The sequence below is a fragment of the Geodermatophilus sp. URMC 60 genome (assembly GCF_053502585.1).
Genome location: NZ_CP199958.1, coordinates 5,126,445 through 5,141,962 on the forward strand (window position 1 = coordinate 5,126,445; position 15,518 = coordinate 5,141,962).

Genomic DNA, 15,518 nt, shown 5'->3' on the forward strand with positions numbered 1-15,518 from the left:
GTGTCCTCCTCCGAGCGGAGGGCCGGACGTGGTCCCTCCACTACAGTCCCAGCTGCGCGGCGGCGACCGCGGCGTCGACCGGCACCGTCACCGGGGCAGGGGCGCCGGAGATCGCCCACTCCGGGTCCTTGAGCCCGTTGCCGGTCACCGTGCAGACGATCCGCTGGCCCGGCTCGAGCTCACCGGCCTCGGCGACCTGCAGCAGCCCGGCGACCGAGGCGGCCGAGGCCGGCTCGACGAAGACGGCTTCGGTGCGGGCCAGCAGCCGGTAGGCGGCGAGGATCGCCCGGTCGGTCACCGCGTCGATGCGTCCGCCGGACTCGTCGCGGGCCGCCAGCGCCTTGGTCCAGGACGCCGGGTTGCCGATGCGGATGGCCGTGGCGATCGTCTGCGGCTGCTCGACGACCTGTCCGGTCACGATCGGGGCGGCCCCGGCGGCCTGGAAACCCCACATCCGCGGCGTCCTGCCGGCCGTGCCGTCGGCAGCGTACTCCCGGTAGCCCTGCCAGTACGCGGTGATGTTGCCGGCGTTGCCGACCGGCAGGCAGTGGACGTCCGGCGCGTCACCGAGGACGTCGACGATCTCGAACGAGGCGGTCTTCTGCCCCTCGATCCGGAACTGGTTGACGCTGTTGACCAGGCTGACCGGGTAGTCGATCGACAGCTTGCTGGCCAGGGCCAGGCAGTCGTCGAAGTTGCCGTCGACCTGCAGCAGCTTGGCGCCGTGCACCAGCGCCTGCGCCAGCTTGCCCAGCGCGATCTTCCCCTGCGGGACCAGGACGGCGCAGACCAGGCCGGCACGGGCCGCGTAGGCGGCGGCGCTGGCGCTGGTGTTGCCGGTCGAGGCGCAGATGACCGCCTGCGCGCCCTCCTCCTTGGCCTTGGTGATGGCCATGGTCATCCCGCGGTCCTTGAACGACCCGGTCGGGTTGGCCCCCTCGACCTTGAGGTAGACCTCGCAGCCGGTGCGGCGGGAGAGCTCCGCGGCCGGCACCAGTGGGGTCGCCCCCTCCTGCAGGGTCACCACGGGCGTGCTGTCGCTGACCGGCAGCCGCGACCGGTAGGCCTCGATCAGGCCCGGCCAGAACGGTGAGACGGTGCCCCGCACGGGCAGCTGCGTCGTCATGACAGTCCCTCCACGCGCAGGATGCTGGTCACGGCCCGGACGGCGGGCATCTCCCGCAGCGCGGTGACCGTCGCCGACAACGCGGCGTCCGGGGCGCTGTGGGTGACGATGACCAGCGTCGCGGCGTCCCCGTGCCCGTCCTGCCGCACGGTGGCGATGCTGACCCCGTGCCGGGCGAACTCCTGGGCGACCGTCGCGAGGACGCCGGGTCTGTCCGCGACGTCGAGGCTGACGTGGTACCGGGTCGGCGTCTCGGCGATCGGCCGGGCCGGCAGGCCCGCGTAGGTGGTGACACCGGGGCCGGCGACGCCGGCGGCCCGGTTGCGCGCGACGGCGACCAGGTCGCCGAGGACGGCGCTGGCGGTCGCGTCGCCGCCGGCGCCCTGGCCGTAGAACATCAGCTGCCCGGCGGCCTCGGCCTCGACGAAGACGGCGTTGAACGCCCCGCCGACCGACGCCAGCGGGTGCGTCGTCGGGATCATCGCGGGGTGCACGCGGACGGCGACGGAGTCCCCGTCACCGTCGGCCGTGCCGTTGCCCGCCCGCCCGACCCGCTCGCAGATGGCCAGCAGCTTGACCGTGCAGCCGATCTCCGTGGCCCGGGCGACGTCGGTCGCGGTGACCGCGGAGATCCCCTCGCGGTACACGTCGGCGGCCGAGACCGGGGTGTGGAAAGCCAGCGAGGCGAGGATGGCGGCCTTGGCGGCGGCGTCGAAGCCGTCGACGTCGGCGGTCGGGTCGGCCTCGGCGTAGCCCAGCTCGGTCGCCTCGGCCAGGGCCTCGGTGAAGCCGTGCCCGGTCTCGGCCATCCGGGACAGGATGTAGTTGGTCGTGCCGTTGACGATGCCGACCACGCGCCGCAACTGGTCACCGGCCAGCGACTCGCGCAGCGGGCGCAGCAGCGGGATCGCCCCGGCCACCGCGGCCTCGTAGTAGAGGTCGACGCCGGCCTTGGCCGCGGCCGCGTGCAGCTCGACGCCGTCGTCGGCCAGCAGCGCCTTGTTGGCGCTGACCACCGACTTGCCGGCCTCGAAGGCGGCCAGCAGCAGCGAGCGCACCGGCTCGATCCCGCCGATCACCTCGACGACGAGGTCGACGTCGTCCCGGGTCACCAGTCCGTGCGCGTCGGTGGTGAGCAGGTGCGCCGGGACGTCCGGGTGCCGGTCGGGCCGGCGGACCGCGACACCGGCGACCTCGACCGGCCGGCCGATGCGTGCGGCGAGGTCGCCCGCCTGCTCGTCCAGCAGCCGCAGCACCGCGCTGCCGACGGTGCCGCAGCCCAGCAGCGCGACCCGAAGCGGCGCGCTCACGACCGTGCCTCCGCGCCGACTCGCGAGTTCGTCGACCGGACCGCGGCCGGGTGCTCGGGCGCCGGTTGGGACGGCGCGGTCGCGGGCGGGGGGACGTCGGCGAGGACGGCGTCGAGGGCGAACACGTCCGACAGTGTCTGACGCCGGACCACCTCGGTCGCGACGCCGTCCCGCACGGCCACCACCGGCGGCTTGAGCAGGTAGTTGTAGTTGCTCGCCATCGACCAGCAGTAGGCGCCGGTCGCGGCGACCGCGAGCAGGTCGCCGGGCTGCACGTCGGCGGGCAGCCACAGGTCGCGGACCAGGACGTCGCCGCTCTCGCAGTGCTTGCCGACGACCCGGCACAGCGCCGGCGGGGCGTCGGAGGTCCGGTTGGCCAGCACGCAGGTGTAGGAGGCGTCGTAGAGCGCGGTACGGATGTTGTCGCTCATCCCGCCGTCGACCGAGACGTAGTTGCGCACCTGCGGCGCACCCTGCCCGCCGCTGCCGAGCCGCACCGGCTTGATGGTGCCGATCTCGTACAGCGTCACGGTGCCGGGGCCGGCGATGGCCCGACCGGGCTCGACGGCCAACCGGGGCACCGGCAGGTCCAGTGCGGCGCACTCGGCGACGACGGCGCTGCGCAGTCGCCGGGCGACGTCGTCGGGGCTGACCGGGTCGTCCTCGGGCAGGTAGGCGATGCCGAAGCCGCCGCCGAGGTTCAGCTCCCCCAGCACCTGGCCGGTGGCCTGCCGCACCTGACCGAGCAGGCCCACGACCCGGTGCGCGGCCGCCTCGAAGCCGGCCGTGTCGAAGATCTGGGAGCCGATGTGGCTGTGCAGGCCGGTCAGCCGCAGGGCCGGCTCCCGGATCACCCGGACCGCGGCGGTCAGCGCGTCGCCCGTGGCCAGCGAGAACCCGAACTTCTGGTCCTCGTGGGCGGTGGCGATGAACTCGTGGGTGTGCGCCTCGATGCCGACCGTCGTCCGGATCAGCACCGGCACCGGCGCGCCGCCGGCGGCGACCCGGGCGGCGGCCAGCGGGACCAGCCGGTCGACCTCGTCGAAGGAGTCGAGGACGACGTGGCCGATGCCGGAGTCGACGGCCAGCTGCAGCTCGACGAGCGACTTGTTGTTGCCGTGCAGCGCGATCCGCTCGGCCGGGAACCCGGCGGCCAGGGCCAGGGCCAGCTCGTTGCCCGAGCAGGCGTCCAGGTGCAGGCCGTCGTCGGCGATCCAGCGGGCGACCTGCCCGCAGAGGAACGCCTTGGACGCGTAGTGCACGTCGGCGCCCTCGAAGGCGGCGGCGAAGTCCGCGGCCCGGCCGCGGAAGTCGGCCTCGTCCAGGACGAACAGCGGGGTGCCGTGCGCCCGCGCCAGCTCGGTGACCGGCCGGCCGCCCACGTGCAGCTCGCCGTCGACGCGCTGCGTCGAGCGCGGCCAGACCTGCGGGTCGAGGCCGCCGAGGTCGGCCGGTGGCAGGCCGACGGACGGCGGCGGGGTCATCCCGCCGTGCAGCGGACCAGCAGGGTGCGCCCTCATGGCAGCTCCAGTTCGTCGTGCCCGGCGGGCGCCGCGGGGTGCGCCCTCACATCCGCTCCGGGGCGCTGACGCCGAGCACGCCGAGTCCGTTGCGCAGCACCACGGCGGTCGCGGCGCACAGCCACAGCCGGGCGGTGGTCAGCGCGGTCGCCTCCTCGTCGCCGCGCGGAAGCACGCGGCAGGAGTCGTAGAAGCGGTGGTAGGTGCCGGCCAGCTCCTCGAGGTAGCGGGCCACCCGGTGCGGGGCGCGCAGCTCGGCGGCCGACGTCAGCACCCGCGGGAACTCGCCGACCGCCCGCAGCAGGTCGTTCTCCCGCTCGTGGGTCAGCTGGGCGACGTCGACGTCCCCCGGGGTGGGCGGGTCGAGGCTCGTGGCCACCCCGAGGTCGGCGGCGTTGCGCAGCACCGAGGAGATCCGGGCGTGCGCGTACTGCACGTAGAAGACCGGGTTGTCGTTGGTCTGCCGGCTCCACAGGTCGAGGTCCAGGTCGATCTGCTGGTCGACCGAAGCACGTGCCAGGGCGTAGCGGGCGGCGTCCGCGCCGACGGCCTCCACGAGGTCCTCGAGCAGGACGACGGTGCCCGCCCGCTTGCTCATCCGCACCGGCTCGCCGTCGCGGACCAGGTTGACCAGCTGGCCGAGCAGGATCTCCAGGTTCGCCTCGGGGTCGTCGCCCACCGCGGCCACCAGCGCCTTGTACCGGCCGACGTAGCCGGCGTGGTCGGCGCCCAGCATGATCACGACCTTGTCGAAGCCGCGGGAACGCTTGTCCAGGTAGTAGGCGCAGTCGGCGGCGAAGTAGGTGGGGTCGCCGTCGCTCTTGACCAGCGGCCGGTCCTTGTCGTCGCCGAAGTCGGTGGTCCGCAGCCAGGTGGCGCCGTCGGCCTCGTAGACGTGGCCGTTCTCCCGCAGCCGCGCGATCGCCTTCTCCAGCGCGCCGGTCTCGTGCAGCGTGCGCTCGCTGAAGTAGACGTCGAACTCGACGCCGAACGCGGCGAGCGTGCGCTTGATCTCGGCGAACATCAGCTCGACACCGCGCTGGCGGAAGCGCTCCTGCTGCTGCTCCTCGGGGAGCTCCAGCACGCCGGGCTCGGCGGCGACGACCTGGGCGGCGATCTCGCCGACGTAGTCGCCGGCGTAGCCGTCCTCGGGCGCCGGCCGGCCGTGGGCGGTGGCCATCAGGCTGCGGGCGAACCGGTCGATCTGCGCGCCGGCGTCGTTGAAGTAGTACTCCCGCGTGACCGTGGCGCCGCTGGCCTCCAGCAGCCGGCCGAGGGCGTCGCCGACGGCGGCCCAGCGGGTGCCCCCGATGTGCACCGGGCCGGTCGGGTTGGCCGAGACGAACTCCAGGTTGAGCTTCTGCCCGGCCAGGGTGTCGGTGTGCCCGTAGGCGGGGCCGGCGGTGACGGCGTCGACGGCGATCCTGCCCAGCGCGCCCTGCGCCAGGGTGATGTTGAGGAAGCCGGGCCCCGCGGGGTCGACGGAGGCGATGCCCGGGTGCGCCCGCAGCTCCTCGGCGAGCAGCTCGGCCACCTCGCGCGGCGGCCGCCCGGCCGGCTTGGCCAGCCGCAGCGCCACGTTGGTCGCGTAGTCACCGTGGTCGGGGTTCTTCGGCCGCTCGACCACGACCTCGGCGGGCACCTCGACGGACAGCGCGCCTCGCTCGACGACCGCGCCCACGGCGGTGCGGACGACGGCCTGCAGCTGCTCGGGTGTCACCGCACGAGCGTACTGACCGCACGTCCGCGCCCCGTGCGGCCTTCCTCACCCCCCGGACCCGCCGTTCCCCCAGGGTGCGTTCAGGTGCCGCACCTAGACTCGGCCGCCGGAACCACCGCGTGGACGTCGTCCGTGGCCCACCCGGCAGGACACCGAGCACCCGAGGAAACGAGCACCCGAGGAGAGGCCTTGGCCAAGGACCGCAAGCCCGAGCCCGGCCGCACGCGCGGCGGAGCCAGCCGGGCGGGCGCGGCAGGCGCGAAGGGCGGGCGCACGCGCCCGCCGGTGACCAACGTCGTCACGCCGCAGCGGCCGTGGGGGCTGATCGCCGCCGCGGTCGCCGTCCTGGTGTTCGCCGCCGCCGTCCTCACCTACGCGGTCCTGCAGGTCAACGAGTCCGAGGCCGGCCGGGTCGACGCCGTCGACGAGATCGGGGGCGTGCAGACCTTCGACTACCCCGCCGGCCAGGAGCACGTGACCACCCCCGTCACGTACGAGCAGTCCCCGCCGGTGGGCGGGCCGCACGACGGCGAGTGGGCCGACTGCACCGGCACCGTGTACGACGTGCAGATCCGGCAGGAGAACGCCGTCCACAGCCTCGAGCACGGCGCCGTCTGGATCACCTACGACCCCGAGGTCGTCACCGGGGACGCGCTGCAGACGCTCACCGACGTGGCCAGCGAGTCCGGCCGGATGCTCTCCCCCAACCCCGGCCAGGCCTCCCCGATCAGCCTGCAGTCCTGGAACCACCAGCTCGCGGTGGACTCGGCCGACGACCCGCGCATCGAGCAGTTCGCCGACTTCCTGACCTACAACCAGGAGTTCTTCCCCGAGCCGGGCGCCAGCTGCGAGAACCCGCAGTTCATCGCCGAGCCGCTCACGGTCGGCGACAGCAGCCGCGGCGCCGCCGCCATGACGACCGACTCCCCGACCACGCCGACGGCCGGGGCCGGGACCGGCGCTCCGTGACGGCCGCGCGCAGCCCGCTGCGGGTCCTCCTGCTGGCGGTCATCGCCGTCGGGCTGGTCCTGATCGGCGGGGGCGCCGCGGTCGCCCTGGGCATCGGCCGCGCCGAGCCGGCGCCGGCCGCGGACTCCGTGGAGGCCGGCTTCGCCCGTGACATGTCCCGGCACCACCTGCAGGGCGTGGAGATGGCGAACCTGGCGCTGGAGCGCAGCGCCGACGCGGAGGTCCGCCAGCTGGCGTTCGACATCGCCGAGACCCAGCAGAACCAGGTCGGGCGGATGCAGGGCTGGCTGGCGCTGTGGGGCCTGCCGCCGACCGGTGGGGACACCATGGCCTGGATGGCCTCGGACGGCGGGCACGCCGGGCACGACGCGGCCTCGGCGCACGGCGGCCTGATGCCGGGGATGGCCACCGAGTCGGAGCTGACGCGGCTGCGCTCCCTGTCGGGTGCGGAGTTCGACGTCGAGTTCCTGCGGTTGATGATCCGGCACCACCAGGGCGGCTTCGACATGGCGCAGTACGCGGCCGAGCACGCCGGCCTCGCCGCCGTCGCGGGCCTGGCCGGCACGATCGCCGAGACCCAGACGGCGGAGGTGACGACCATGGAGCGGATGCTCGCCGCACGTGGTGGGACCCCCCTCCCCGCGCCCTGACGCACCACCGTCGGAACGCCGCGGCGCGGCTGGTAGGTTCTACGACGCCCCACCGCAGAGCCCCCGTAGCTCAGGGGATAGAGCACCGCCCTCCGGAGGCGGGTGCGCAGGTTCGAATCCTGCCGGGGGCACTCCAGGAGCACCGAGAGGCCCCGCCGTCCGCGGCGGGGCCTCTCGCGTGTCCGGACGGCTCCTGCCCGGCGGGAACGCCGTACGGCGCCCCGCCGCGTCGCCGTCAGCCGCGCAGTGCGGCGACGGCGGCGGCCACGGCGTCGGTCAGCGGTGTCGGCGCCCGGCCGAGCAGCCGGCGCAGGTCGCCGCCCTCGACGAGCAGCTCGCCGGCGGCGACGCCGCGGTCGCCGTCGGCGAACACCGCGGCGGCCGGCTCGGGCAGGCCCGCGGCGACCAGGACCTGCCGGTACCGCTCGACGGGCATGTCGGTGTAGGTCACCGTGCGGCCGGTCGCTGCGGAGACGACCTGCGCCAGCTCGGTCATCGTGAACGGCTCACCGCCGAGCTCGTAGACGGCACCGGCGTGCCCGTCGGCGGCCACGACGGCGGCGGCCGCCGCGGCGTAGTCGGCGCGGGTCGCCGCACTGACCGCGCCGTCCCCCGCCGCACCGGCGATGCCGTGCTCCAGGTAGACGGGCAGCTGGCCGGTGTAGTTCTCCGTGTACCAGCTGTTGCGCAGCAGCGCGTGCGGGATCCCGGCCTCGGCGAGCAGCTGCTCGGTGGCCCGGTGCTCCTCGGCGAGCAGCAGCGTGGAGGTGTCGGCGTGCGCGATGCTCGTGTAGGCGATGAACCCGACGCCCGCGGCGCGCGCCGCCGCGATGGCGCTGCCGTGCTGCCGCACGCGCTGCCCCACCTCGCTGCCGGAGACCAGCAGGAGCCGGTCGGCGCCGGCGAAGGCCTCCTCGAGCGACGCCTCGTCGTCGTAGTCCGCGGTGCGGACGACGACGCCGCGGTCGGCGAGGTCGGCGAGGGTCTGCGTGCGGCGTCCGGCGGCGACGACCTGCCCGGCCGGGACGCCGCGCTCCAGCAGCGCCTCGACGGCCAGCCGGCCCAGGTGTCCGGTGGCTCCGGTGACGACGATCGACATGGTGCGTGCTCCTCAGGGTTCTCGTGCGGGGCGGACCCCGGTCCGCCCCGCACAACCCCACCTCCGGGAGGTCATTCCCGGACGGGGGCAGCCAGCCCCCCGGACGTGCACCCGGTGTCAGCTGGTCAGCAGGCCGCCCTCGACCGGCAGCGTCGTCCCGGTGACGTAGCCGCCGGCGTCGCTGACCAGGAAGACCAGCGCCGCGGCCAGCTCCATGGGGTCGCCCTTGCGGCCGGCCAGCACCCGGGCCATCTGGCCCTCGATGTAGCCCTCCGGGTACTGGTCGGTCATCTCCGACTCGAAGAAGCCGGGGGCCAGTGCGTTGACCCGGATCCCCTTGCGACCGGTCCACTGCTGCGCCAGGTCGCGCGTGAGCCCGATGAGGCCGGCCTTGCTCGCGGCGTAGGCGGCCTGGGGCAGGCCGGCGGTGGTCAGCCCGAGGATGCTGGAGATGTTGATGATCGAGCTGCCCGGCTGCATGACCCGCGCGCAGGCCTGCGCCATCCAGTAGCAGCCGTTGAGGTTCACGTCGATCACCGAGCGGAACTGCTCCGGCGTCTCGCGGGTGGCCGGCACGGCGGTGCCGACGCCGGCGTTGTTGACCAGGACGTCGACCTTCCCGAACTCGGCCACCGTGGCGTCGACCAGGCCCTGGCAGTCCTCGGGCCGCGCCACGTCGGTGCGCACGGTGATCGCCCGCCGTCCGGCCGCCTCCACCGCCGCCCGGGTCTCGCCCAGCCGGTCCTCGCGGCGGGCGCCGAGCGCGACGTCGGCCCCGGCCTGCGCCAGGGCACGGGCGAACACCGCCCCGAGGCCGGAGGACGCCCCCGTCACGATCGCCACCCGGCCGTCGAGCCGGAACATGTCCAGGACCGTCCTGTCCGTCACGTGCACTCCCGTCGTCGTCGGTGAGCCCTGAGCCTGTCGCCCCCACGGCCGCCCCGCCACCCGCGGCGACCCATCCACGCGTCTGTGGGGTAGACCACAGGAGTCCCGGGTAGGGCCCGGACCCGTTCCGCGATCCGGTGGGAGAACCCGTGGCCAACCTGGCACAGCACCTGCTCGACAGCTCCGCGGAGCACGGCGATCGGCCGGCGCTCCGCATGGACGACGCCGTCCTGACCTACGACGGGTTCCGCGACGCCGCGGCCGGGGTGGCCGCGGGCCTGCGGGCCCGGGGTGTGCAGCCCGGCGATCGGGTGGGGATGGTCCTGCCGAACGTGCTGAGCTTCCCGGTGGTGTTCTACGGCGCGTTGATGGCCGGCGCCGCCGTCGTCCCGATGAACCCGCTGCTCAAGGCGCGCGAGGTCGAGTACTACCTGCGCGACTCCGGCGCCCGCCTCGTGGTGGCCCTGGAGTCCGCCGCCGACGCGGCCACCGAGGCGGCGGCGGCCGTGGGCGTCGACGCGGTGACCGTCGGCCCGGTCGACGTCGGCGGGACGCTGGGCGGGTCCGGCGGCCGGGACGCCGAGCCGCGGGAGGACCGGGACGCGGCGGTCATCCTCTACACCTCGGGCACCACCGGTCAGCCCAAGGGCGCCGAGCTGACCCACGCCAACCTGCGCAGCAACTGCCGCACCGGGGGCCTGGAGCTCGTCGAGCTGACCCCCGACGACGTGGTCATGGGCTGCCTGCCGTTGTTCCACGTGTTCGGCCTGACGTGCGGGCTCAACGCCTCCGTGCTGGCCGGCTCCTGCCTCACCCTCATCCCCCGGTTCGACGGCGGGAAGGCGCTCTCGGTCATCGAGCGGGACCGGGTCACCGTCTTCGAGGGCGTGCCGACGATGTTCGCCGCGATGCTGCACTCCCCCGACCGGGACCGCCACGACGTCTCCAGCCTGCGGTTGTGCGTCTCCGGCGGGTCGGCGATGCCGGTCGAGGTCATGCGCGGCTTCGAGGAGGCCTTCGGTTGCATCGTGCTCGAGGGGTACGGGCTGTCGGAGACCTCGCCGGTGGCGTCGTTCAACCAGCTGCACGCCGAGCGCAAGCCCGGGACGATCGGGACGCCGATCCGCGGCGTGGAGATGCGCCTCGTGGACGACGAGGGCCGCGGCGTCCCGACCGGCGAGGTCGGGGAGATCGCCATCCGCGGCGAGAACGTCATGAAGGGCTACTGGGGGAAGCCGGAGGAGACGGCCAAGGCCATCCCGGACGGCTGGTTCCGCACCGGCGACCTGGCCCGGCAGGACGAGGACGGCTACTTCGCCATCGTCGACCGCAAGAAAGAGATGATCATCCGCGGGGGCTACAACGTGTACCCGCGCGAGATCGAGGAGGCGCTCTACGAGCACCCCGCGGTCGCCGAGGCCGCCTGCGTCGGCGTCCCGCACCCCGAGCTGGGCGAGGAGGTCGCCGCCGCGGTGGCCCTCAAGCCCGGGCAGGAGGCCGACCCCGACGAGCTGCGCTCCTGGGTCAAGGAGCGGGTGGCCGCCTACAAGTACCCGCGGCACGTCTGGCTGGTCGAGGCCCTGCCCAAGGGGCCCACGGGCAAGATCCTCCGCCGCGCCGTCGAGCTCCCGGCCGAGGTGCGGTCGTGAGCGGGCCCGGGAGCGCCGCACGGGCGCCGCAGCCCGGTCCGTGCGACGGGCGCGCGCCCGCGGGGAGGGCGCATGAGTGAGACACCCCTGTGGCGGCAGGCCTTCGACGCCGTCGAGCGGCGCGTGACCCCGCACGCCGACGAACTGGTCCGCAGCGAGGCCTTCACGGTCGGCGCGGCCCTGACCCGCCGGGCGGTGACCGTCGCCCGCGAGACCGCCCGCGGGGCCACGACCCGCTTCTGGCACCTGATCGACCTGCCGGCCGGGACCGACGTCAGCCGGCTGCGCGCCCAGGTCGGCGCCCTCGACCGCGAGGTCCGCCGGCTCACCCTCCAACTCGAGGCCGCGCGACGGGAGACGGAGCGCAGCCGCACCCCCGAGGAGTCCGATGCCGACAGTGCCCAGCCCGCAGACGGTCCTCGACCGCGTCCGGCGCGACGTCGAACGCAACGCCCTGCGCGCCCGTAACGGTCTCCGGCTGGTCAGCGGCGTCGCCCGGCCGGACGTCGGGCAGACGCCCAAGGACGTCGTCTGGCAGCGCGGCCGGACCCAGCTCTGGCACTACCGCAACGACCCGGACACCCACGGCGGCGTCCGGTACTCGCCACCCCTGCTCATCGTGTTCAGCCTGGTCAGCCGCAGCTACATCCTCGACCTCGCGCCGGGCAACAGCTTCGTCGAGCAGTTGCTCCGCGCGGGCTTCGACGTCTACCTGCTCGACTGGGGCGAGCCGGATGAGCGGGACGCGGCCAACACCCTCGAGGACTACGTCGACGACTACATCCCGGCCGGCGTCGAACGGGTGCTGGAGGTCTCCGGGGCCGACGAGGTCACCCTGTTCGGCTACTGCTTCGGCGGCGACCTCGCGCTGCTCTACGCCGCGCACCACCCGGACGCGCCCGTCCGCAGCCTCACCGTGCTGGCCACCCCGGTGGACTTCCGGCACATGGGCCCGTTGGCCGACCTCTTCCGGGTCGGCGGCCTGGAGGTGTCCGACGTGCTGGACGCCGACGGCAACGTGCCGCCACGGGTCGTCCTGCAGGGCTTCAAGACGCTGACCCCCACCGCCGAGGTGACCCGCTACGTGACGCTGTGGGAGCGCCTCTGGAACGACGAGTACGTGGCCGGCTACCAGGCCATGACCGGCTGGTCGGACGACCACGTGCCCTTCCCCGGGGCCGCCGCGGAGGAGACGGTGCGGATGCTGGTGCGCGACAACGGGATGGTCACCGACCGGCTGACGGTGGGCGGCGACCGCGTGCACCTGTCCGACATCCGATGGCCGTTCCTGACCGTCCGGGCCGACCGCGACCACATCGTCCCGCCCGAGGCGAGCGCTCCCCTGATCGACCTGGTGGGCTCGGCCGACAAGCACGAGCTGCGGCTCCCGGCCGGGCACATGGGCCTGGTGGTGGGCCGGACGGCGGCCCGGACGACGGTGCCGACGATCATCGACTTCCTCCAGCGGCGCAGCGAGCCGCTGCAGGACGAGGAGGTTGCCCGGTGACCACCGTGGAGCCGCTGACGGAGGCGCACTGCGAGGCCCTGGTGCGCTTCTTCGCCGAACTGCCCGAGGGCGACCGGACCTTCATCCGCGAGGACGTCACCGACCCCGACGTCGTGCGCGGCTGGGCGGCCGGCTCGCCGGGGGTGGACCGCTGGGTGGCGGTGGACGACGACCGCGTGCTCGGCTACGTCGCCGTCCTGCGGCTGCCCGGCTGGTCCGACCACGTCGGTGAGGTGCGCCTGGTGGTTGCGCCCGCCGGCCGCGGCACCGGGCTGGGACGCGAGTTGGCCCGGCACGCGGTGGTGCACGCCCTCGAGGCCGGCCTGACCAAGCTCGTCGTCGAGGTCGTCGCCGACCAGGGGCCGGCCCTGGCGCTGTTCACCGGTCTCGGGTTCACCGGGGAGGCGTTGCTGGCCGACCACATCCGCGACCGGGACGGGCAGCTGCGCGACCTCATGGTGCTGGCCCACCACGTCGGCGAGACCTGGGCCGGGATGGACGCGGTCGGCCTCACGGAGGCGCTCGACACGCCCTGACGCCCGGCGACCGGTCGTCCCGCGACCGTCCCGTGACCGCCCACCGGCCGTCACCGGCGCGACACCTCCGCCCGCGACGCTCGAGGTGCAGCGGGCCCGTCCCGGGTCCGCCGAGCGTCCCGGGAGGCACCGTGACCGCAGCGACCACCGCCACCCCCGCCTGGCTCCGCGTGGGCGCCACCGTGGCCGCCGGGCGGCTCCGTCCGCCGGTGGGCCGCCGTCGCCGCCGGAGCGTCTGCGGCGCCGCACGGGTGCTGACCGGCCTGGGCGTGCGGGTCGAGGTCCGCGCCCCGGCGACCGCCTGGCCGCGCACCGGCACCGGCCCGCTGCTGGTGTCGGACACCGTCACCGCGCTCGACCCGCTGGCGCTGCTCACCGCCGTCCCCGGGGCCGTCGTCGCCGGCGGTCCCGAGCGGCTGGCCGGCGTGCCGCTGCCCGCCCTGCCGGCCGACCCGGCGCGCGTGGCCGCCGCACTGCGCGCCGGGACGCCGGTGAGCACCGGCCGGGCGGACGCCGCCCTGCTGGCCGCCGCGGTGGACGCCGGCGCCGCGGTGTGCCCGGTCGCCGTCCGCTGGCGCGGGACCGCGCCCCCTCCCCCGGCCCGCCGCTCTGCGGTGGCGGCGATGCGCTGGCTGGCCGCCTCGCCCGGCACCGTCGTCGAGGTGCACCTGCTGCCGGCCCGGTCCCCGGCCGGCGCGAGCCCGCAGGAGCTCGCGACGGCGGCCGGGGACGCGGTCGCCGCCGCCCTCGCGGCCCCGTCCCGGGTCCCATCCTGAGCTCGCGGAGGGGGAGGACGGGGTCCTTCGTCAGCGCTCGGTGACCCGGCCGTCCTCGACGGTGATCCGGCGGGGGGTGTCGACGGCGGCCAGCATCCGCCGGTCGTGCGTGACCAGCAGCAGCGTGCCGCGGTAGGCCGCCAGCGCCTGCTCGAGCTGCTCGATGGCCGGCAGGTCGAGGTGGTTGGTCGGCTCGTCGAGGACCAGGACGTTGACGCCGCGGGCCTGCAGCAGCGCCAGCCCGGCCCGGGTCCGCTCGCCCGGCGAGAGGGTGTCGGCCGGGCGCAGCACGTGCTCGGCGGTCAACCCGTACTTGGCCAGCAGGGTGCGCACGTCGGCGGTGGGCCGGTCGGGCACCTCCGCGGCGAAGGCCTCCAGCAGCGGCTCGGCGCCGAGGAAGGCGCCCCGGGCCTGGTCGATCTCGCCGATCCGGACCGACGGGCCCAGTCCTCCGCGGCCCTCGTCCAGGGGCACCCGGCCGAGCAGGGCGGCCAGCAGCGTGGACTTGCCGCTGCCGTTCGGGCCGGTGATGACCACCCGGTCGCCCCAGTCAACCTGCAGGTCCACCGGGCCGAGGGTGAAGCCGCCGCGGCGCACCAGCGCGCCCGAGAGCGTGGCGACGACCGCCCCGGCCCGCGGTGCGGCGGCGATCTCCATCCGCAGCTCCCACTCCTTGCGGGGCTCCTCCACCACCTCCAGCCGCTCGATCCGCCGCTCGGTCTGCTTGGCCTTGGCCCCCTGCTTCTCCGCCGTCGCCCGGTTGTGGGCCTTGATGAACTTGTCCGGGTCCTTCTGCTTCTTGACCGCGTCCCGCACGCCCTTGGCCAGCCAGTTGCGCTGCATGCGGGCCCGGGCCTCCAGGTCGGCCCTGGTCTCGGCGTACTCCTCGTACTCCTCGCGAGCGTGCCGCCGGGCCACCTCGCGCTCGACGAGGTAGGCCTCGTAGCCGCCGTCGTGCACCCGCACCAGCTGCTGGGCGAGGTCCAGCTCGACCACGCGGGTGACCGTGCGGGCGAGGAACTCCCGGTCGTGGCTGACGACGACGATGCCGCTGCGCGCCCCGGTGACGAAGCGCTCCAGTTGCTCCAGGCCGGCCAGGTCCAGGTCGTTGGTCGGCTCGTCCAGCAGCAGGACGTCGTAGCGCGAGAGCAGCAGCCCGGCCAGCCCGACCCGCGCGGCCTGCCCCCCGGAGAGCGCGGTCGTCCCCGCATCGAGGGGCACCCCGGGCGCCACCTCGCCGACGACCTGCGCCGCGCGCTCGTCGAGGTCGGCTCCGCCGAGTGCCAGCCAGCGCTCCAACGCCTCGGTGTAGGCGTCGTCCGCGCCGTCGGCCCCCTCGGCGAGCGCCTCCGTGGCGGCGTCGAGCGCGGCCTGCGCGGCGGCGACCCCGGTCCGGCGGGCCAGCGCCTCGCGCACCGTCTCGCCCGGCCGGCGCTCGTGCTCCTGCGGCAGGTACCCGAGGGTCGCCGTCGGCGGGCTGACGGTCACGCTGCCGGACTCCGCCGGCAGCTCACCGGCCAGCGTGCGCAGCAGGGTGGACTTGCCCGCGCCGTTGACCCCGACCAGCCCGACGACGTCGCCGGGCGCGACGACGAGGTCGAGGTCGGAGAAGAGGACGCGGGCACCGTGACCGGCGGCCAGGCCGCGGGCGACGAGCGTGGCACTCACGGGGGACCAGGATGCCAAGCCGGACGGGGACGGCGCGAACGGTGGGAGGACCCCGTCCTCGTCAGCATCCGGGGAAGGACCCGCCCCCCGCCCTCCGCGA

14 protein-coding genes and 1 tRNA gene are annotated in these 15,518 nt (G+C 75.0%); 8 read left to right on the forward strand and 7 right to left on the reverse strand.

Features of this window, described 5'->3' with window-relative positions; translation table 11 throughout:
• Window positions 1–40: 40 nt before the first annotated feature.
• The 4 genes from thrC to argS are packed head-to-tail and all read right to left on the reverse strand — an operon-like array spanning window position 41 to window position 5,676.
• Entirely contained in the window at window positions 41–1,126 is a 1,086-nt protein-coding gene (gene thrC / locus ACWIX3_RS24125; RefSeq protein ID WP_448609874.1) for a threonine synthase, read from the reverse strand.
• On the reverse strand, window positions 1,123–2,436 hold the full coding sequence (locus ACWIX3_RS24130; protein ID WP_448609875.1) for a homoserine dehydrogenase: 1,314 nt from the start codon (window positions 2,434–2,436) through the stop codon (window positions 1,123–1,125). Before ACWIX3_RS24130 ends, thrC begins: the two co-directional genes overlap by 4 nt.
• The gene (gene lysA / locus ACWIX3_RS24135) at window positions 2,433–3,956 is read right to left on the reverse strand and encodes a diaminopimelate decarboxylase (protein WP_448609876.1); all 1,524 of its coding nucleotides are present in this window, start codon (window positions 3,954–3,956) and stop codon (window positions 2,433–2,435) included. The genes ACWIX3_RS24130 and lysA overlap by 4 nt, the downstream gene beginning before the upstream one ends.
• 46 nt (window positions 3,957–4,002) lie before the next feature.
• Window positions 4,003–5,676 (reverse strand): arginine--tRNA ligase, encoded by a 1,674-nt coding sequence (gene argS, locus ACWIX3_RS24140; RefSeq protein ID WP_448609877.1) that lies wholly within the window; start codon window positions 5,674–5,676, stop codon window positions 4,003–4,005.
• A gap of 189 nt (window positions 5,677–5,865) precedes the next feature.
• On the opposite strand from argS, the gene ACWIX3_RS24145 reads away from it, so the two are divergent.
• From ACWIX3_RS24145 to ACWIX3_RS24155, 3 genes are all read left to right on the forward strand, one after another.
• Window positions 5,866–6,645, forward strand: a complete 780-nt coding sequence (locus tag ACWIX3_RS24145) for a DUF3105 domain-containing protein (RefSeq protein ID WP_448609878.1) — start codon at window positions 5,866–5,868, stop codon at window positions 6,643–6,645.
• Window positions 6,642–7,295 carry a DUF305 domain-containing protein gene (locus ACWIX3_RS24150; RefSeq protein WP_448609879.1) on the forward strand — a complete coding sequence of 218 codons (654 nt, stop codon included), beginning with the start codon at window positions 6,642–6,644 and terminating at the stop codon, window positions 7,293–7,295. Before ACWIX3_RS24145 ends, ACWIX3_RS24150 begins: the two co-directional genes overlap by 4 nt.
• A gap of 59 nt (window positions 7,296–7,354) precedes the next feature.
• Window positions 7,355–7,426: transfer RNA gene (locus ACWIX3_RS24155), tRNA-Arg, on the forward strand.
• Window positions 7,427–7,530: 104 nt separating this feature from the next.
• Here the strand turns inward: ACWIX3_RS24155 and ACWIX3_RS24160 are convergent.
• Window positions 7,531–8,394: an NmrA family NAD(P)-binding protein gene (locus ACWIX3_RS24160; protein WP_448609880.1), complete on the reverse strand. Its 864-nt coding sequence runs from the start codon at window positions 8,392–8,394 to the stop codon at window positions 7,531–7,533.
• A gap of 117 nt (window positions 8,395–8,511) precedes the next feature.
• Window positions 8,512–9,282, reverse strand: coding sequence for an SDR family NAD(P)-dependent oxidoreductase (locus ACWIX3_RS24165; protein ID WP_448609881.1), 771 nt, complete (start codon window positions 9,280–9,282; stop codon window positions 8,512–8,514).
• Between the two features lie 149 nt (window positions 9,283–9,431).
• Between ACWIX3_RS24165 and ACWIX3_RS24170 the strand changes: the two genes are divergently transcribed.
• The 5 genes from ACWIX3_RS24170 (at window position 9,432) to ACWIX3_RS24190 (ending at window position 13,750) form a co-directional block, all read left to right on the forward strand.
• Window positions 9,432–10,931, forward strand: a complete 1,500-nt coding sequence (locus ACWIX3_RS24170) for a long-chain-fatty-acid--CoA ligase (protein WP_448609882.1) — start codon at window positions 9,432–9,434, stop codon at window positions 10,929–10,931.
• 72 nt (window positions 10,932–11,003) lie between these two features.
• Window positions 11,004–11,399 carry a hypothetical protein gene (locus ACWIX3_RS24175; RefSeq protein WP_448609883.1) on the forward strand — a complete coding sequence of 132 codons (396 nt, stop codon included), beginning with the start codon at window positions 11,004–11,006 and terminating at the stop codon, window positions 11,397–11,399.
• Window positions 11,320–12,438, forward strand: coding sequence for an alpha/beta fold hydrolase (locus tag ACWIX3_RS24180; RefSeq protein ID WP_448609884.1), 1,119 nt, complete (start codon window positions 11,320–11,322; stop codon window positions 12,436–12,438). Before ACWIX3_RS24175 ends, ACWIX3_RS24180 begins: the two co-directional genes overlap by 80 nt.
• The gene (locus tag ACWIX3_RS24185; protein ID WP_448609885.1) at window positions 12,435–12,974 is read left to right on the forward strand and encodes an N-acetyltransferase family protein; all 540 of its coding nucleotides are present in this window, start codon (window positions 12,435–12,437) and stop codon (window positions 12,972–12,974) included. The genes ACWIX3_RS24180 and ACWIX3_RS24185 overlap by 4 nt, the downstream gene beginning before the upstream one ends.
• 131 nt (window positions 12,975–13,105) lie before the next feature.
• Window positions 13,106–13,750 (forward strand): hypothetical protein, encoded by a 645-nt coding sequence (locus tag ACWIX3_RS24190; RefSeq protein WP_448609886.1) that lies wholly within the window; start codon window positions 13,106–13,108, stop codon window positions 13,748–13,750.
• A 30-nt stretch (window positions 13,751–13,780) separates the two neighbouring features.
• Here ACWIX3_RS24190 and ACWIX3_RS24195 read toward each other — a convergent pair whose 3' ends face one another.
• Window positions 13,781–15,418, reverse strand: a complete 1,638-nt coding sequence (locus ACWIX3_RS24195; RefSeq protein ID WP_448609887.1) for an ABC-F family ATP-binding cassette domain-containing protein — start codon at window positions 15,416–15,418, stop codon at window positions 13,781–13,783.
• Window positions 15,419–15,518 lie beyond the last annotated feature (100 nt).